Below are 16279 nucleotides of genomic sequence, written 5' to 3' on the forward strand. Positions count from 1 at the left end.
CGCCGAGCGGTTACCTCACGTGTATGGACTCCGCGGTGCTGCTCGATCTCTTGGGCAACGAGAACCGCCGGCGCATCCTCCGGCTGCTCTCGCATAAGCCCTGTTACGTCACCGAGATCAGCGAGTACCTCGGCGTGTCGCCGAAGGCGGTCATCGACCACCTGCGGAAGCTGGAGGAGACGGGACTGATCGAGAGCCACACCGACGACCGCCGGCGCAAGTACTTCCACATCGCTCGCGACGTGCGCCTGGAGGTAAACGTCTCGCGCCACGGCTTCGGCACGAAGTCCGCGTACCCCGCGAACCCGAGCCTCGACATCCAGGGTCGGTGCCCGCACATGCACATCGACCTGGAGCTCCGGTCGACCGGGGACGGCGCCGGCGACGACCGTGACACCGACGACGGCGCCGTCCGAAGCGGTCGCGGCGGTCACGCCGACGCCGACGCTGCCGACGCTGCCGACGCTGCCGACGACGCCGAACGCGACGACCGGCGGGAGGACGGCGACGACGATCGACCCGACGAGCTAGCCGCGCTGGCCGCCGAGTTCGACGAGCTTCAGGACCTGGAGAACGAGCTTTCGCTCGCCCAGCGGTGGGTTCACGGCCGGATGGCCGATCTGCTCGACAGGGTGAACGACCGCCTCGGCGTCGACGCCGACTCCCGATTCTACGCGAAGCTGCTCGCGGCGGTCACCTCGACGGACGGCAGTCACCGCGCCGTCGTCGAGGAGGTCGACGCCGACTCGGAGGCCGTCGAAGACGGCCTGCGCCGGCTCGCAGACGCGGACCTGCTCGCGCGCGAGGCCGGTCGCTGGCGGCTCGTCGAGTAACGTCGGCCGACGCGTCTCGCGCGACCAGGAGCTACTCGACGGCGCGAGTCAGACCCGCCCGGAGGTCGCGCCCGAAGTACACGCCCGCGACCGACAGGAGGACGCCGACGGAGACTCCCACGCCCGCGAGGGTCGCGCCGGCGCCTGCGGGCGACAGGCCGTACTCGGCGAGCAGGTTCGCCCTGAGGAGCACGCTCCCGCTCGTGAGCGTCCCGAGGAGGAACGCCCCGCCGGCCGCGAGCGCGCCGGCGACCGCGGTTTCCAGGTACGCCCGCCGCGAGCGCCCCAGTCCGAGGAGGAACGCGGCGGCGAACAGACCGAGGTAGCGGGTGAGCCCGCCGATCAGCGGCACCGCAGAACCGACGACCAGCCCGCCGACGAGGGCGGCGAGCGTGAGGAGGAAGCCCTTCGCCGAGAACGGCGTCCGTCCGAGCAGCGATCGCGAGCCGGTCGACCCGGCGTCGTCGGTCGCGGTCGACTCCGCGACCGCGTCGTCGCTCTCGCCGGTGGAGCCGCTGGCGCCGCCGTCGGCGCCGTCGCGTTCGGCGAGTTCCTGCAGCTCCGCCAGGCGCTTGCCCATGCCCGGGTGTGCGCGGCGCGCGGCCATGGGTCTTGCGCCGGTCGCGCCGCGCCCGCCCAGAGCGGCCGCCATGCTACGGCTACCGGCCGGACGAAATCCCCCGACGCGCCGCCCGCGGGGAACCGCGGACGGGCAGGTTCAAGTTCGCCCCGGCCGCTATCTGCGCGTATGACCCCAAGCCCCGGAGACCGCGTCCGCGTCGAGCGCGCGGGCGTCACCGACGAGGGCGTGTTGATGCCGTCGAGCGACGAGGAGCACCTCGTGCTCAAGCTGGAGGGCGGGTACAACGTCGGCGTCGACCGCGCCGACGCCGCCGTCGAGGTGCTCGAAGGCGGCGCCAGAGACGTGGGCGAGGACGCCGACGAGGAGGGCGACGCGTCGGTGGTCGCGTTCGACGACGATCTCCCGACGGTCGCGCTCATCTCCACCGGCGGGACGATCGCCTCCACCGTCGACTACCGCACCGGCGCCGTCACCGCCCGCTTCGACGCCGAGGACGTGCTGCGCGCCGTCCCCGACCTGGCGGGCCGCGCGAACTACCGCGGCCGCGTCGTCGCCAACATCCTCTCGGAGAACATGGACCCCGAGACGTGGACGGACCTCGCCGAGGCGGTCCGCGAGGAGATCGAGGCGGGCGCCGACGGCGTCGTCGTCATGCACGGAACCGACACGATGCAGTACTCCGCGTCGGCGCTGTCGTTCATGCTCGACACGCCGGTTCCGGTCGTGTTCACCGGCAGCCAGCGCTCGGCCGACCGCCCCTCCTCGGACAACGTGATGAACGCCGTCTGCGCCGTCGAGGCCGCCACATCCGACTGCACAGAGGTGCTGGTCTGCATGCACGGGACGCCGTCGGACGACCACTGCGCGCTCCACCGCGGGACGCGCGTCCGAAAGAACCACACCTCCCGCCGCGACGCCTTCGAGACCGTCGGCGCCGAGCCGCTGGGCCGCGTCGACTACGACCCCCATGAGGACCGCGTCGACGTGTCCTTCCGGGAAAGAAAGGCGTACGCCCGCCGCGGCGACACCGACCTCGCGGTCGCGTCCGACCTCGCGGAGGACGTGGAACTGGTGAAGTTCACGCCCGGGATGGACCCCGCGGCGCTCGACTACCTCAACGGGAAGTCGGGCGTCGTGATCGAGGGCACCGGGCTCGGGCACGTCCACACGGACCTCATCCCGCGGTTCGAGGCGCTCGTCGACGACGGCACGACGGTCGTGATGACGAGCCAGTGTCTAGAGGGTCGCGTCTGCGACCGCGTGTACGACACGGGACGCGACCTGCTGGACGCCGGCGTCGTCGAGGCGGGCGATACGCTGCCGGGCACGGCGAAGGTGAAGCTGATGTGGGCGCTCGCGAACGTCGCCGACTCCGCCGAGGCGATGGGCTGCGATCTCGCGGGCGAGTTGACCGAGGAGTCGAAGCCCTGGGTATGAGCGGGGGCGACTCCCTCGGCCACGAGTTCGCGGTCCGACAGGCGCGGGAGTCGGACGTCGACGCCGTCGTCGAGTTCACGCGGGACACCTGGGGCGACCGCCACGGCGACTACCTCCCGGACGTGTTCGGCGACATGGTCGCCTCCGACGGCCCGACCCAGCGCACGCTGGTCGTCGACGTCGACGACGGCGATGACGTGGCCGGCGTCCTCCAGTGCGTCATGCTCTCGGACACCGAGGCGTGGGCGCAGGCGATGCGCGTCAACCCCGACTACCGCGGCAACGGCCTCTCGCCGACACTCTCGCAGGCGGCGTTCCGGTGGGCGCGCGACCGGGGCGCGGTCGTCGTCCGCAACATGGTGTTCTCGTGGAACATGGCCGGGCTCGGGCAGTCGCGGTCGGTCGGGTTCGCCCCAGCGACGGAGTTCCGCTGGCTCCGGCCCGACCCGGACCCCGACGCCACCCCCGCGCTCGACGTGGTCGCCGACCCCGACGCCGCGTGGGCGTACTGGACGGACAGCGACGCGCGCGATCACCTCCGCGGGCTGGCGATGGACGACGCGGAGTCGTGGGCCTGCTCGGAGCTGACGCGCGCGGACCTCGCGGCGGCGGCCGACCGCGACGGGCTGTTCGCCGTCGTCGACGGCGGGACGCGGGCGATGTCGGCACTGGCGTACACCTACGACCGCGAGAACGACGAGGGCGTCGAACAGACGTGGGGCGTCTACCACGCCGCCGCCTGGGACGACGCCGAGGCGCTCGACGCGCTCGCGGACGCCGTCGCACGCGCCGCCGCCGAGCGCGGGATCGACGAGACGCGGATCCTGATCCCCGAGGGCGCACGCTGGGTGTCGGACGCGGCCACGACGCGCACGCCCGTCTCCGACGAGCCCGACTTCGTACTCGCGGCGGACCTCACTGACGAGTCGCTGTACTGAGCCGCAACCGGTTTCACCCGTCGGCGCGAGTGGACGGCTTATGCGCCACCTCGGCGCGGCCGCTTCGGCGACGCTGCCGCTTCAGCTCGGGCCGCTCGACCCCGGGATCGTCGGCCTGCTGAACGTGATCGTCGCCGTCGTCGTCGGCTACTTCACATATCAGGACGCGAAAGGCCGCCGGACAGACTCCCCGAAACTGTGGGCCGTCGCGTTGGCGCTGGCGTCGCTGCTGTTGAACCTCGTGGGGTTCCTCCTCGCGTTCGCGGTGTACTACGCCGTCGTCATCCGCGAGTGAACGGACGGGCGGGAACGCGACCCGTCGCGCGGCACCGACGCGGTTTTGTCGACCCCGTCACAACGCCGGAGTATGGTCCCCCTCCCACTGTTCGGTGCGCTGCCCGGCGGCGTCGAGTTGCTGATCATCGGCTTCATCTTCCTGTTGATCTTCTCGCTGTTGCTCCCTGTCGGGATGGCCTACTGGGTGTACCAGGACGCCAAGGGGCAGCGCGGCACCGACGAGGCGCTGTGGGCGCTGGCGACGGTGCTCGCCGGCCTGTTCGTCTCCGTCTTCGGCGCCGGCGCGGTGGTGCTTCTGTACCTCCTCATCGAACGCGAGTAGGCCGCGCGGTCCGGTCTCCACCGCCCGACCGCCGCGGCGCCCGCCCGCTCAGATCTGCACGACCCACGCCCGATAGTCCTCGGGCTGGTCGTACACCTCGACGAACGCGCGGTCGAGGAAGCCGGCGAGCCGGTTCGCGTCTGAGCGCGCCGAGATCCGGACGTTCGTCCCCTCAGCCTCGTCGGGCGCCTCCTGCTCGTCGACCCGGAACTCCGGGTACTCATCGAGCACGTCGTGCAGGCGGGACAGCTCCTCGTCGGTGCAGTCGAGGTTGAACGTCTTCTCGGCGAACTGGATCCACGGCGGCGCTTCCTGCTCCCCGTCGTCAGGGTCCGAACGGTCGTCCTCGTCGTCAGGGTCCCCAAACTGAAGCTGCTCGCGCGGCGGTTCGACCTCGATCGTGAGGAAGGCGCTGCCGCGCTCGCGGTGGGCCGTGACGGCGTCAGCGAACAGCTTCCGCCGGTCGGCGGACGTGTTGGCGTCGAAGCGGGTCATACGGTCCGTACGGCGAAGCGCGGTAAAAACCGGGCGCTCCGGGTCGCCCCGAGCGCTCGCGGGCGACGGCGACCGGCGCGCCCGTCCCCGCGAACCGCGCCGGATTCAGCACGCCTTTCACGGTGGCCCCGGAGCGTCCTGCTATGGCCGACCACCGAATCCTGCTGCTCGGTCCGCCGGGGGCCGGAAAGGGCACCCAGGCGACTCGACTCACTGCCGAGTACGACCTCGACCACATCACGACCGGCGACGCGCTCCGGCAGAACAAGGAGATGGAGACGGAGTACGGCACGCCCGGCGAGTACATGGACGCCGGCGAACTCGTCCCCGACCCGGTCGTCAACGAGATCGTCGTCGCCGCGCTGGAGGACGCCGACGGCTTCGTGCTCGACGGCTACCCGCGCAACCTCGACCAGGCGGAGTTCCTGAGCGAGGAGACCGATCTCGACCACGTCGTCTTCCTGGACGTCCCGGAGGATGTGCTCGTCGAGCGGCTCACCGGTCGTCGCGTGTGCGACGACTGCGGCGCCACCTACCACGTCGAGTTCGATCGGCCCGAGGAGGCGGGCGTGTGCGACGAGTGCGGCGGCGAGCTGGTGCAGCGCGAGGACGACACCGAGGACACCGTCCGCGAGCGCCTTCGCGTCTACCGGGAGAACACCGAGCCCGTCGTCGAGCACTACCGCGAGGAGGGGACGCTCGTCGAGGTGTCCGGCGAGGGCGCGCCCGACGACGTGTTCGAGCGGCTCCGCGACGTGATCGAGGGCTGATCCGACCGACGGTCACGGCGGGGGCGCCGCGGCGCGCCGAGAGTACAACCTTCTTACGTGGCTGTCGCTTAGCGGCTGCCAATGGCACGAATCGAGAAGCGCGTTCGGGAGCTCGCCTCCGAGCCCGAGATGCGCGAGGCGATCGAACTCGTCCTCGAACGCGCGGAGGGCGGCGAGGTCCAGTGGGTCGACGTCCGCGAGGACCTCACTAGCGGGCAGTGGGGTCGGCTCATCGAGCGCGGCGTCCTCGAAGACGGCGATGCGGGCTTCGCGCTCGCCGACCGCGACGCGATCGAGGCCGGGCTCGAGTCGCCCGTCGAGTCGGATGCGGGCGGAAGTACCGGCGGAAGCGGCGTCGAGATCCCCGACTCCGACGGCGCGTCGTGGAGCATCTACGACAAGGGGGCGGCCGTCGTGACGCTGCTGTTCTTCGTTGGCTACTCCTACGGCCCGGTCCGAAACGTCGTCGGCAGATCGATCGACGTGATCTTCGGCCCCCTACAGGACCTCCTTCCGCTGTACGCGGTCATCATGGTTATCGCGACGCTCACCGGGCTCTACTCCACCCTCCTGCGCGCGAACCTGATGGACATGGACCGCATGGCCGCCTACCAGGAGCGGATGCAGGATATTCAGGAGCGGCGAAAGGAGGCGAAAGAGCGCGGCGACGACGCGGCGCTTGACGCCATCCAGGAGGAGCAGATGGAGGCGATGGGCGACCAGCTCGGCATGTTCAAAGAGCAGTTCCGCCCGATGGTGTGGATCATGGTCCTGACCATCCCCGCGTTCCTGTGGATGTACTGGGGGATCGGCTTCCGCGGCGCCGAGGGCGTCTGGACTGACCTCCAGCCCGTCGTCCTCCCCATCGCGGGAGAGGTCGGGTGGACCCAGAACATCCTCGTCATGCCCACCTGGATCATCTGGTACTTCCTGTGCTCGATGGCGTTCACCCAGATCATCCAGAAGGGGCTCAACATCTCGATGTCGCCGTCGACATCGTAGATCCGGCGACCTTCCGGTGTCTCCGGTTTCGTTTCCTCGCCTTTCGTAGCGACGTGCTCGGTCGCCTCGAACCCCTTCGGCGACGTGCTCAGGCGACTCGGTTGCAGAGCGGCTCGCCGTCCCTGATCCGCCGGACGTTCTCCTTCACGAGGTTGGCGATGTCGAGATGGTACCGGTTCGTCGCCGACCCTCGGTGAGGGGAGATGATGACCTCCTCGAACCCCCACAGCGGGTGGTCCTCCGAGAGGGGCTCCTCGTCGAACACGTCCAGCGCGGCGCCGGCGATGTCGCCCGACTCAAGCGCCGACACGAGCGCGTCGTCGTCGACGATGGGCCCCCGGGCAACGTTGATGACGTAGGCGTCGTCGCGCATAACCTCGAACTCCGGGCCCGCGAGCAGCCCCTCGGTCTCGGGGGTGAGCGGGACCGTGACCGCGACGAACCGCGCGTCGCCGATCGCGTCGTGGAGGTCGTCCGGGTGGTAGCGCTCGGAGACACCGGGCACCGATTCGTCCGACCGTCGGACGCCGACCACCTCCATCCCCAGCGCGTCCGCACGACGGGCGATACCCTCGCCGATGGTGCCGAGACCGATCACGCAGAGCCGCTCGTTCTCGACGGTGAACGGTCGCTCGTACGGCGGGGCGTACCAGTCGCGCTTGACCTGACGGTCGCGGTAGACGTGCAGCAGGCGCGCGAGCGAGAGCATGTAGCCGATGGCCATCTCGCCGACGGTGGTGTCGTGGATGCCCGTGCTGTTCGTCAGCGGCACGCCCGCGGCCTCGTACGACGCCGTGTCGAACTCATCGTAGCCCGCCCGGATACAGTGGACCCACGCAACGTCGTGGAACTCCGGGCGGGGCCTGAACGACGAGACCGCGTCGGTCGGCCCTAACGACTCCCCGTCACCGACGACCTCCGTGGGGAGATCGAGGTCGTCGAAGGCTGCACGGAACGACTCCGTCGGGAACTTGTTCTCGACCGATCCGTGGATGCAGAGCCGGTCGAGCGTCTCGATGTCCGACATCTCGTCCGGCGGTGTTGATTTCCCCGTGGCGTTCCAATTCGGTTCGTGGTAATAATTGACGATTCCGGTTGACTTCGGCATGGCCTCGTACGACACGCCGTTCCCGGGGAACTACGCCGACCTCGCGGGGGCGCTCGACGGTCACGGCGAACGCGTGGAGGGCCCCGCCGAGGTGGGGCCCGCGCTCGAACGCGCCATCGAGGTCACGGAGGACGGTATCCCCGTGATGGCGGAGGTACCCACCTCGGAGGAGACCGACCGCTCACGGCATTGAATCCTCCGGCTTCCCCGTCGATCGTTCCGTACGCCTACGTCGCCCCCGACCGTCCATCCGTTCGTCGCCCACGCGCGTCCTATCGCGTCGCCGCCTTCCACTCCCTGAGTCCGACGACCGCGCCGCCGTGCTCGTCGGCGTCGGCGTCGGTCGCCGCCCACACGAACATCGACGCCACGTCCTCGGGCTCCCTGCCGCCCTGATTCCCCGTGAGCGCGGTGTCGACCAGTCCGAGATCCAGCGTCATCGCCGTTGCGTCGAGGTCGGCGTACGCCTGTCGGACGACCGCCTCGGCGCCGGCCTTCGAGATGGCATACGCGCCCATCCCCGGCTTCGGGTCGCGGGCGATCGATCCCGAGGGGACGAGGATTCGCGCGCCGTCGCGCAGGAATGGGACTGCCTCTCGGACCGTCGCGAACACGCCGCGGACGTTCGTGCGAAGCGTGTCGTCGAAGCGACTGTACGGCTCGCCGTCGAGGGGCATCTCGCCGGGGGCGCCGTGGTTGACGCCGGCGTTGGCGACGACCACGTCGACCCCGTCGCGCTCGCCCGCGCGATCGGCATGCTCGATGAGGCGTTCGAGGTCGAACTCGTCGCGCACGTCCGCCCGGAGACCAGAGGCGGATCCCGAGCGCGAGAGCGCGTCGACCGTCTCGTCGACCGCATCTCCGTCGCGCGAGCAGACGACGACGTGGGCGCCGGCGTCGACGAACGCCGAGGCGACGGCGCCGCCGACGCCGCGCGTTCCGCCGGTGACGACCGCGGTGGTTCCGTCCATGGGATCGCCAGGGGCCGCCGGGAGGTAGTGGTTGTGGGTCGCGGCGACGTGCGCAATGAGCGCTCGTTTTCCACGGAGTGACTGATCGCGGCGACGCCCGTGCGCCTATATTTATACACCTCCCCGCCGTAAAACGGTTAATGCGCGAACCTCGTGACCGTTCCTCGCTGTCGGGCGAGGAAGTGGTCGTGATCGGCGGCGGCTTCGGCGGGCTGTCGACCGCCTGCTACCTGGCCGACGCCGGCGCTGATGTGACTCTCCTGGAAAAGAACGAACAGCTCGGCGGCCGCGCCTCCGTGTTGGAGGCGGAGGGCTTCCGCTTCGACATGGGGCCGTCGTGGTACCTGATGCCCGACGTGTTCGAGACGTTCTTCGGCCACTTCGACCGCGAGCCGTCGGAGTACTACTCGCTGTCGCGGCTCGACCCGCACTACCGGATCTTCTTCAAGGACGGCGACCAGGTGGACCTGGTCCCGGACTTGGCGGCGAACCGCGAGACGTTCGAGTCGTATGAGGCGGGCGCGGGCGCCGCCTTCGACGACTACCTCCGCAAATCCGAGCGCAACTACGAGATCGGGATGGAGCACTTCGTGTACGAACACCGCGACGACCTCGCGGACTTCATCGACCCCGACGTGCTGCGCTACTCGTGGGGGCTGTCGCTGATCGGATCGATGCAAGATCACGTCGAGAACTACTTCGACCACCCGAAACTCCAGCAGGTTATGCAGTACACGCTGGTGTTCCTCGGCGGGTCGCCGCACAACACGCCGGCGCTGTACAACCTCATGAGCCACGTCGATTTCAACCTCGGCGTCTACTACCCCGACGGCGGCCTCGGCGCCGTCGTTGACGGCATCGTCGAGCTGGGCGCGGAGCTCGGGGTCGAGTACGTCACGAACGCGCCCGTCACCGCGATCAAGGGCCAGCGCGGCGGTTTTAAGCTGGAGACGAGGACCGCGGACCCCGCCGACGGCCTCCGCGGGGCGACCCCGGCCGCCGACGGCGGCGCGTCGGCCGAGGCGGCGATCACGTCCGGGGACGGCCGGAGCTACTTCCCGGATCTCGTCGTCAGCGACGCCGACTACGCCCACACCGAGCAGGAACTGCTCGCGCCGCGCAAGCGCCAGTACGACGCCGACTACTGGGAGTCGCGCACGTACGCGCCCTCCGCGTACCTCCTGTACATGGGCGTCGAAGGCGACGTGGAGGAGTTGGCCCACCACACGCTCGTGCTCCCGACCGACTGGGACGAGCACTTCGAGCAGATCTTCGAGAACCCCGCGTGGCCCGACGACCCCGCCTACTACCTGTGTGTCCCCTCGAAGACCGACGACACCGTCGCTCCCGAGGGGCACTCGAACCTGTTCGTCCTCGTCCCGATCGCGGCGGGACTGGAGGACACGCCCGAACTCCGGAGCCGGTACCGGAGCCTCGTTCTGGAGGATATCGCCGAGAACACCGGCGTCCACCTGCGCGACCGTATCGTCTTCGAGGAGGAGTTCTGCGTCGACGACTTCGCGGGGCGCTACAACTCCATGAAGGGGTCGGCGCTGGGGCTCGCGCACACGCTGCGCCAGACGGCGCCGTTCCGCCCCGGCCACGAGTCCGGCGAGGTCGACGGCCTCTTTTTCACGGGGTCGACGACGACGCCTGGCATCGGCGTTCCGATGTGCCTCATCTCGGGGCTGCTCACGGCCGAGACGATGGCCGGGTCCTCCTGAGCGCGACGATGCCAGCCGCCGCCGACTCCGCCGACTCGTCAGACCACGCCGGCCCTGCCGCGGGCGTCCGCTACCTCCTGAAGCTCTCTCGCCCGCGCTTCTGGCTGTACCTCGCCGGACCGATCGTCGTCGGCGTCGCCTTCGGCGCGACGAGCGTCCCCGAGCTGTTCGCCGCTCCCAACGTCCTGCTGTTCGGCTACTTCCTGCTCCCGGCGAACCTGTTCCTCTACGGCGTCAACGACGTGTTCGACCGTGACATCGACGAGGGGAACCCGAAGAAAACCGGGCGGGAGGTGCGCTACGGGGGCGACCGCCTCGTCCCCGTCGTCGTCGTCGCGTCCCTGCTCGCGGGGGCGGGAACGTTCGCGATCACGCCGCGGGCGGCGTGGCCGTTCCTCGCGGGCTTCTTCCTTCTCGGCGCGCAGTACTCGGCGCCGCCGCTGCGGTTCAAGACGACGCCGCTGCTGGATTCGGTCTCGAACGGGCTGTACGTCCTGCCGGGAGCCGCGGCGTACGCGCTGGTCGCCGGATCGGCCCCCCCGCTCGCGGCGCTCGCGGGCGCGTGGCTGTGGGCGATGGGGATGCACACGTTCTCCGCGATCCCCGACATCGAGCCGGACCGTGCGGCCGGCATCCGGACGACCGCGACCGCACTCGGGGAGTCGCGGACGCTCACGTACTGCGCGGCGTGCTGGCTGGCGGCCGCGGGCGCGTTCGCGCTGGTCGATCCGCGGATCGGCGCGGTGCTGCTCGCGTATCCGGCCCTCGTCGGGGTCGTTCGCGTCGCGGGCGTCGCGATCGACAGAGCGTACTGGTGGTTCCCGGCGATCAACACCGCCGTCGGTGCGGTGCTCACCATGGGCGCGCTCTCCCGGATCGTTCCGCCGGGGGCGGTGCTGCCGTGAGCCCGGAGACGCGACTGGATCGGCTGAGCGAGTTCCGAGAGGCGATGCCGGTGGACCGCCGCGAGGCCGAGGCGAGGCTCGACGCGCTCGTGCGCGAGAACCGCGTCACCATCTCGGTCGTGTTTCCGCTCGTGGGGGCGGTGCTGCTCGTCGCCAGCGCGGAGGGCGTGTTCGCGGGGACGCCGCTTTCGCCGCTGGCGTTCAACGGCGGCATGATCCTGCTCGGAACGCTCGTGATGCGCTCGCCGCTGGTCGTCGGGCTCGCACCGCTGGTCGGCCGGCGAGAGCTGGCGGGGATCGGGCTGCTGTCGGCGTACGCCTACGCGATCGAGTACGTCGGCGTGACCACCGGGTGGCCCTACGGCGAGTTCGAATATCTCGTCGCGCTCGGCCCGGAACTGGGCGGCGTCCCGCTGGGTCTACCGGTCTTCTTCCTTCCGCTGGTGGCGAACGCCTACCTCCTGTGTCTACTCCTGCTCGGCGAGCGCGCCGAACGCGCGGCGGTGCGGCTGCTCGTGGTCATCGCGCTCGTGCTCGTCATGGACGTGGTGCTCGACCCCGGCGCGGTCGCGCTCGGCTTCTGGGCGTACGAGGGCGTCGCCGATGCGGGCGCGCTCGGCGTGTTCTCGGGGGCGGGCTTCTACGGCGTCCCCCTGTCGAACTACGCCGGCTGGGTCGTCTCCGCGACCGTCGCGGTCCTCGTGCTCGACGCGGCGTTCGACCGCGCGGCGCTGTGTGAACGCCTCGCGGACTGCGAGTTCATGCTCGACGACATGGTGAGCTTCGTGCTGCTGTGGGGCGGGGTGAACTGCTGGTTCTGGAACCCCGTCGCGGCCGCGGTCGCGGTCGCCATCGGCGTCGGGCTGGTCCGAGCGGACCGGTTCGACGCGTCGCTGTTCAGACGGGCGTTCTGACGCGTCGAACGCGTGGCGAGGAGCGACCGCGATCGCCGACGGCGGGGCGACCGGCGACGTCAGCGCGCGGGAACCCGGTCGGCGTGGCCGGCGCCCGAGCGGTTCGGTTCGCTGTCGCCGTACGGGATACAGGAGACACGCCGGAACACGGTCTCGGGGTCCTTACACCGGAACCACGCCCAGCGCGTCTTGGCGAACAGCGTCAGCTTGCGAAGCGTACTCAACTCCGGCGTCTCCGAGAGTGTGTCGAATCCCCGCTCGCGGATGAGCGCGTGGTGCTCCGCATACAGCACCGACGCGAGCAGCACGGCGAACTGGCAGTCCTCGGGGAGGTACTTGATCCCAGCGACGCCCTCCTTGTACAGCGACTCCGCGCGACGAAGCTCGTGGCGCATCGCCGCCTCGACGTTCTCGTCGAACTCGAAGCGCTTCAGTTGGACCTCGGTGACGCCGTACTCGCGGAGCGTCTCCTGCGGGAGGTACACCCGGTCCAGCTCGACGATGTCCTCGCGCACGTCGCGCAGGAAGTTCGACAGTTGGAACGCGTCGCCCAGCGCCGTCGCGTGGGGGAGGGCGGCCTCGGGCTCGCCGGGATCCATCACCGCCGTCATCATCCGACCGACGGCGGAGGCGGAGCCGTCCATGTACGCCTCGAGGTCGGCGTAGGTCTCGTAGCGCTCGGTGTCGATGTCCGAGCGCATCGCTTCGACGAACGTCTCGACATCCTCGTCGGCGATGTCGTGCTCATCGCACAGCTCCGCGAAGGCCGCGAGGACGGGGTCGTCCGTCTCCTCGCGGCCGAGAGCGACCTCACGCAGGTGATCCAGCTCTCGGCACTGTTCCTCGGGAGAGCCCGTCTCCGCGCCGTCAACGACCTCATCGGCGACGCGAAAGAAGGCGTACAGCACGTACGTCGGCTCGCGGACCCGTTCGGGGAGCACCCGAGTCGCGAAGTGGAAGGTCTTTCCCGTGCGCTGTTGGATGCGCTTGCTCCGGGCGATCTGGTCGTCGTCTACCATCGCCACCCCGACAACGCCCGTGCGCTGTGTTCACTGTCCCGTCCTCGCATTTGAGTAGAATTTCGTACGGCGGCCGACACCATAACAGTTGGTGCCCGTTCGGGCCTGCGATTTCGCGGGGGTCTCGGGGCGGCCACGGTCCCCACGCGAATCAAGCCGATCAGCCACAGCGCGGGCCGACGCGGCGGCCGTCGCTCAGCCGTAGAAGGGGTCCGAGCAGTCGAAGACGACGCCGTGTTGCGGGCAGACGTACTCGCAGTGGCGGTGAACCATCGAGGCCCCGCAGTACGGACACGGTCGGGTTCGCTTCACCGACCCCTCGCGCTCGCTCACGACCGAGGCGTCGGACCGCGACGACAAAGGCGTTCTGACTGCGCGGCGCGCCTCGGCCCCGGGGGCGACCACCCGGTACGCGTCGCCGCGGAGCGGTCGACGCGCCCGGCACACCCATCGTACGGATTTTACCGCTGGCGGCCCGTAAGGTAGTGAATGAGTGTTCTCCGCCGACGCGTCGCGGTCGCGACCGCCTCCGGCGTCGCGGTCGCCGCGGGCACGTTCCTCGTCGCCGGCTTCTCTCCCCGGTGGGTCGTCGTCGCGATCGCGCAGACCGTGCTGCTCGCGCTCCCCGACGCGGCGTTGGCCGCCGGGATCCAGGGGCTCGGGAGCGCCGCTCAGCCGCTGCTCGTCGTCGGGGCGGCCGGCCTCGCGGTGGCGCTGTTCGGCGGGCTCGCGCTCCTCGCGCTTCGGATCGGTCGCGTCGCCGACAGGGAGCGTTCGGAGGTCGTCTTCCTGGTGGGCGCGCTGCAGGCGCTGGCCGCCTTCCTGCTCGCGGTGACCCCCGCGGCAGCGGTCATCGGCGGCGCGCTCGGGGCCGCCGTCGTCGGGCTGGCGGGCGCGTCCGCGACCGGGACCGGGGAGGTCTCGCGCGCGCGTCGGGGGCTGTTGCGGTCTGTGGGCGCCGCGGCGGCGGCCGTGGGGCTGGCGGGCGCGGGACCGATCGCTCGAGCGATCGACGGCGGTGCGGGCGAAAGCGGCGGTTCGGAGGCGGTCGATCTCGACCCCCTCGTCGAGCGACTGCTCGCCGTCGCCGCGGAGCGCTCGTTCGATCTCGCGGGCGCGGAGCCGCTCGTCTCCGAGTCGTTTTACGTCGTCGACAAGAACGCGGCCGACCCCGAGGTCGACCCGGAGGAGTGGTCGCTGCGGGTCACCGGCGCCGTCAACGACGAGGTCGAGATCGACCTCGACTCGGTGACGGCGAGGCCGGCCGAGCACCGGTTCGTCACGCTCCGGTGCGTCGGCGACCCGGTCAACGGCCGGAAGCTCGACACGGCGGTGTGGACGGGTGTCCCGGTCGCCGACCTGCTCGACGAGGCGGGCGTGCGCCGCGACGGCTGCTGCGTCATGCTGCGCGCGGCCGACGGCTACTACGAGGAGTTTCCGCTGTCGGCGCTCGACGGCGGCCTGCTCGCGTACCGGATGAACGGGCGGCCGCTCCCGCAGGGGCACGGCGCGCCCGTGAGGGCGCTGATCCCGGGCCACTGGGGAGAGATCAACGTGAAGTGGCTCACCGAGATCGAGGTCCTGGAAGAGGAGGCGACGGGCTACTGGGAGGTGCGCGGCTGGCACGGCACGGGCCCCGTGTCGACGGTCGCGAAGCTCCATCACGTCGAGGTCGACGACGGCGCGGTTTCGGTCGGCGGCCACGCGTACGCGGGAACCCGCGGCGTCTCGGCGGTCGAGGTGTCGACCGACGGCGGCGACACGTGGACCGAGGCCGAGCTTACCGAGCGACTCCCGGAGGCGACCCCCGCGGACGCGTCCCCTAACGACCCCGAGGCGGTCGACGGCGAGGCGACCGACGCCTGGCGCGGCTGGCGCCACGAGTACGAGGCGACCGACGAGCACGAGGTCGTCGTCCGGGCCGTCGAGGCCGACGGCACAGTACAGCCGGCCGCGGAGCGAGACCCCTTCCCGAGCGGAGCGTCGGGCCGCGCGAGCCGAACCGTCCGTCCCTGACAACTCGGCTGCGCCCGCGGTCCCCCCGATCGGAGAGGTTATTAACTTTAACGCATAATTTAGTAATATGTCCGATATCAGTACCGGCGGCCCGGGTGTTCATCTCCTCTCCCGGAGTAGACTCCTCGGTGGTGCGAGCACGGCGGTGCTCGCGGGCGCAACCGCGCTCGCGTTCGCGACGGGCCGGACGAAGCTGTTCGGGATCGCGTGGATCGCGTTCGCGTCGATGACCGTCGCCGGCTGGGTCGGGGCGCGGACGGTCGGCGCGAACCCTCGGGCGCTGGTGTGGGGGTACGGGCTCGCCGCCGGCGCGATGATCACAAGCGCGGCGGTGTTCCTCCTCCCACAGGCGATGGGGCAGCACCCCGCGTTCGGCGGCTTCGGCGTCGCGCTCGGCCTGCTCGTCGGCTACGGCGCGCACACGCTCGGGCACCGTCTGTCGCACATGGACCTGCCGCTGGACCGCTCGCTCGCGGAGCTGACCGCCCACGCCGTCAGCGCGGGCGCGATCATCGGCATCATCTACGGCAACATGCCGGAGCTAGGGCTACTGCTCGGGCTCTCGATCGTCTCACACAAGGGTCCGGCGGGGTACGCGGCCGTCAACCGGTTCGCCGGTCGCGGAGGCGACTGGACGGCGATCCTGCTGCCCGCCGCTGGGGTCGGCGTCGCCGCGATCGCCTCGTCGTTCCTCTCGCTGCCCGCCTCGGGGGCGATCCGCGGCGTCGTATTCGGATTCGCGACCGGCGTCTTCCTGCACGTCGCGATGGACTTCCTCCCGGAGTGTGAGATCGGCAGCGAGGTGCACGACTCGCTGAGCCACGGGGGCGACGCGCACGCGCTGCTCGACCGGCTCCGGGTCCACGCCGTCGCGAGCACCGCGCTCGGCGCCGTGGCGGTGTTCCTCGGCTGGACGGTCGTCGCCTGAACACGGGGCCGCACGCG

Annotated in this window: 19 protein-coding genes; 13 read left to right on the plus strand and 6 right to left on the minus strand. The window is 70.5% G+C overall.

What is annotated here, in order from left to right:
* Positions 1-23: 23 nt before the first annotated feature.
* Positions 24-833, plus strand: a complete 810-nt coding sequence (locus BUE16_RS03255; protein ID WP_073306948.1) for an ArsR/SmtB family transcription factor — start codon at positions 24-26, stop codon at positions 831-833.
* Positions 834-864: 31 nt separating this feature from the next.
* Here the strand turns inward: BUE16_RS03255 and BUE16_RS03260 are convergent, their stop codons facing one another.
* Positions 865-1413, minus strand: a complete 549-nt coding sequence (locus BUE16_RS03260; RefSeq protein WP_143165347.1) for a hypothetical protein — start codon at positions 1411-1413, stop codon at positions 865-867.
* Positions 1414-1581: 168 nt separating this feature from the next.
* On the opposite strand from BUE16_RS03260, the gene gatD reads away from it, so the two are divergent.
* From gatD to BUE16_RS03280, 4 genes are all read left to right on the plus strand, one after another.
* Positions 1582-2853 carry a Glu-tRNA(Gln) amidotransferase subunit GatD gene (gatD, locus tag BUE16_RS03265; protein ID WP_073306949.1) on the plus strand — a complete coding sequence of 424 codons (1272 nt, stop codon included), beginning with the start codon at positions 1582-1584 and terminating at the stop codon, positions 2851-2853.
* Positions 2850-3791, plus strand: coding sequence for a GNAT family N-acetyltransferase (locus BUE16_RS03270; RefSeq protein WP_073306950.1), 942 nt, complete (start codon positions 2850-2852; stop codon positions 3789-3791). Before gatD ends, BUE16_RS03270 begins: the two co-directional genes overlap by 4 nt.
* Positions 3792-3831: 40 nt before the next feature.
* Entirely contained in the window at positions 3832-4086 is a 255-nt protein-coding gene (locus BUE16_RS03275) for a hypothetical protein (RefSeq protein WP_073306951.1), read from the plus strand.
* A 72-nt stretch (positions 4087-4158) separates the two neighbouring features.
* The gene (locus BUE16_RS03280; RefSeq protein WP_073306952.1) at positions 4159-4410 is read left to right on the plus strand and encodes a hypothetical protein; all 252 of its coding nucleotides are present in this window, start codon (positions 4159-4161) and stop codon (positions 4408-4410) included.
* A gap of 48 nt (positions 4411-4458) precedes the next feature.
* On the opposite strand, the gene BUE16_RS03285 is transcribed toward BUE16_RS03280, so the two are convergent.
* Complete coding sequence (locus BUE16_RS03285; RefSeq protein ID WP_073306953.1) at positions 4459-4905, minus strand: hypothetical protein; 447 nt, start codon at positions 4903-4905, stop codon at positions 4459-4461.
* A gap of 143 nt (positions 4906-5048) precedes the next feature.
* Here BUE16_RS03285 and BUE16_RS03290 point away from each other — a divergent pair, with 143 nt between their 5' ends.
* On the plus strand, positions 5049-5675 hold the full coding sequence (locus BUE16_RS03290; protein WP_073306954.1) for an adenylate kinase: 627 nt from the start codon (positions 5049-5051) through the stop codon (positions 5673-5675).
* Between the two features lie 81 nt (positions 5676-5756).
* On the plus strand, positions 5757-6677 hold the full coding sequence (locus BUE16_RS03295) for a DUF106 domain-containing protein (protein WP_073306955.1): 921 nt from the start codon (positions 5757-5759) through the stop codon (positions 6675-6677).
* A gap of 88 nt (positions 6678-6765) precedes the next feature.
* On the opposite strand, the gene ddh is transcribed toward BUE16_RS03295, so the two are convergent.
* Positions 6766-7704: a D-2-hydroxyacid dehydrogenase gene (ddh, locus tag BUE16_RS03300; protein ID WP_073306956.1), complete on the minus strand. Its 939-nt coding sequence runs from the start codon at positions 7702-7704 to the stop codon at positions 6766-6768.
* A 79-nt stretch (positions 7705-7783) separates the two neighbouring features.
* On the opposite strand from ddh, the gene BUE16_RS03305 reads away from it, so the two are divergent.
* On the plus strand, positions 7784-7978 hold the full coding sequence (locus BUE16_RS03305; protein WP_073306957.1) for a hypothetical protein: 195 nt from the start codon (positions 7784-7786) through the stop codon (positions 7976-7978).
* 79 nt (positions 7979-8057) lie between these two features.
* On the opposite strand, the gene BUE16_RS03310 is transcribed toward BUE16_RS03305, so the two are convergent.
* Complete coding sequence (locus BUE16_RS03310) at positions 8058-8756, minus strand: SDR family oxidoreductase (RefSeq protein WP_073306958.1); 699 nt, start codon at positions 8754-8756, stop codon at positions 8058-8060.
* Positions 8757-8896: 140 nt separating this feature from the next.
* On the opposite strand from BUE16_RS03310, the gene BUE16_RS03315 reads away from it, so the two are divergent.
* The 3 genes from BUE16_RS03315 to cruF are packed head-to-tail and all read left to right on the plus strand — an operon-like array spanning position 8897 to position 12299.
* The gene (locus BUE16_RS03315) at positions 8897-10480 is read left to right on the plus strand and encodes a phytoene desaturase family protein (RefSeq protein ID WP_073306959.1); all 1584 of its coding nucleotides are present in this window, start codon (positions 8897-8899) and stop codon (positions 10478-10480) included.
* Positions 10481-10488: 8 nt separating this feature from the next.
* Positions 10489-11385, plus strand: a complete 897-nt coding sequence (locus tag BUE16_RS03320; RefSeq protein ID WP_073306960.1) for a prenyltransferase — start codon at positions 10489-10491, stop codon at positions 11383-11385.
* 44 nt (positions 11386-11429) lie between these two features.
* Positions 11430-12299 carry a bisanhydrobacterioruberin hydratase gene (gene cruF, locus BUE16_RS03325; RefSeq protein ID WP_073307073.1) on the plus strand — a complete coding sequence of 290 codons (870 nt, stop codon included), beginning with the start codon at positions 11430-11432 and terminating at the stop codon, positions 12297-12299.
* Positions 12300-12358: 59 nt separating this feature from the next.
* Here the strand turns inward: cruF and BUE16_RS03330 are convergent, their stop codons facing one another.
* Both BUE16_RS03330 and BUE16_RS16825 read right to left on the minus strand, forming a co-directional pair.
* Complete coding sequence (locus BUE16_RS03330) at positions 12359-13318, minus strand: phytoene/squalene synthase family protein (RefSeq protein ID WP_073306961.1); 960 nt, start codon at positions 13316-13318, stop codon at positions 12359-12361.
* 195 nt (positions 13319-13513) lie between these two features.
* Positions 13514-13651, minus strand: coding sequence for an HVO_2523 family zinc finger protein (locus BUE16_RS16825; protein ID WP_200778353.1), 138 nt, complete (start codon positions 13649-13651; stop codon positions 13514-13516).
* A 156-nt stretch (positions 13652-13807) separates the two neighbouring features.
* Between BUE16_RS16825 and BUE16_RS03340 the strand changes: the two genes are divergently transcribed.
* Both BUE16_RS03340 and BUE16_RS03345 read left to right on the plus strand, forming a co-directional pair.
* Positions 13808-15334: a molybdopterin-dependent oxidoreductase gene (locus BUE16_RS03340; RefSeq protein ID WP_073306963.1), complete on the plus strand. Its 1527-nt coding sequence runs from the start codon at positions 13808-13810 to the stop codon at positions 15332-15334.
* 67 nt (positions 15335-15401) lie between these two features.
* Complete coding sequence (locus tag BUE16_RS03345) at positions 15402-16262, plus strand: ZIP family metal transporter (protein WP_073306964.1); 861 nt, start codon at positions 15402-15404, stop codon at positions 16260-16262.
* The last annotated feature ends 17 nt before the right edge of the window (positions 16263-16279 follow it).

Origin of the sequence: Halobaculum gomorrense, from assembly GCF_900129775.1 — an archaeon.
Taxonomy (GTDB): Archaea; Halobacteriota; Halobacteria; order Halobacteriales; family Haloferacaceae; genus Halobaculum; species Halobaculum gomorrense.

Coding starts and splice junctions, on each gene's coding strand:
- BUE16_RS03255 (WP_073306948.1), top strand. CDS start 24: ATGGACTCCGCGGTGCTGCTCGATCTCTTGGGCAACGAGAACCGCCGG.
- BUE16_RS03260 (WP_143165347.1), bottom strand. CDS start 1,413: ATGGGCAAGCGCCTGGCGGAGCTGCAGGAACTCGCCGAACGCGACGGC.
- gatD (WP_073306949.1), top strand. CDS start 1,582: ATGACCCCAAGCCCCGGAGACCGCGTCCGCGTCGAGCGCGCGGGCGTC.
- BUE16_RS03270 (WP_073306950.1), top strand. CDS start 2,850: ATGAGCGGGGGCGACTCCCTCGGCCACGAGTTCGCGGTCCGACAGGCG.
- BUE16_RS03275 (WP_073306951.1), top strand. CDS start 3,832: ATGCGCCACCTCGGCGCGGCCGCTTCGGCGACGCTGCCGCTTCAGCTC.
- BUE16_RS03280 (WP_073306952.1), top strand. CDS start 4,159: ATGGTCCCCCTCCCACTGTTCGGTGCGCTGCCCGGCGGCGTCGAGTTG.
- BUE16_RS03285 (WP_073306953.1), bottom strand. CDS start 4,905: ATGACCCGCTTCGACGCCAACACGTCCGCCGACCGGCGGAAGCTGTTC.
- BUE16_RS03290 (WP_073306954.1), top strand. CDS start 5,049: ATGGCCGACCACCGAATCCTGCTGCTCGGTCCGCCGGGGGCCGGAAAG.
- BUE16_RS03295 (WP_073306955.1), top strand. CDS start 5,757: ATGGCACGAATCGAGAAGCGCGTTCGGGAGCTCGCCTCCGAGCCCGAG.
- ddh (WP_073306956.1), bottom strand. CDS start 7,704: ATGTCGGACATCGAGACGCTCGACCGGCTCTGCATCCACGGATCGGTC.
- BUE16_RS03305 (WP_073306957.1), top strand. CDS start 7,784: ATGGCCTCGTACGACACGCCGTTCCCGGGGAACTACGCCGACCTCGCG.
- BUE16_RS03310 (WP_073306958.1), bottom strand. CDS start 8,756: ATGGACGGAACCACCGCGGTCGTCACCGGCGGAACGCGCGGCGTCGGC.
- BUE16_RS03315 (WP_073306959.1), top strand. CDS start 8,897: ATGCGCGAACCTCGTGACCGTTCCTCGCTGTCGGGCGAGGAAGTGGTC.
- BUE16_RS03320 (WP_073306960.1), top strand. CDS start 10,489: ATGCCAGCCGCCGCCGACTCCGCCGACTCGTCAGACCACGCCGGCCCT.
- cruF (WP_073307073.1), top strand. CDS start 11,430: ATGCCGGTGGACCGCCGCGAGGCCGAGGCGAGGCTCGACGCGCTCGTG.
- BUE16_RS03330 (WP_073306961.1), bottom strand. CDS start 13,318: ATGGTAGACGACGACCAGATCGCCCGGAGCAAGCGCATCCAACAGCGC.
- BUE16_RS03340 (WP_073306963.1), top strand. CDS start 13,808: ATGAGTGTTCTCCGCCGACGCGTCGCGGTCGCGACCGCCTCCGGCGTC.
- BUE16_RS03345 (WP_073306964.1), top strand. CDS start 15,402: ATGTCCGATATCAGTACCGGCGGCCCGGGTGTTCATCTCCTCTCCCGG.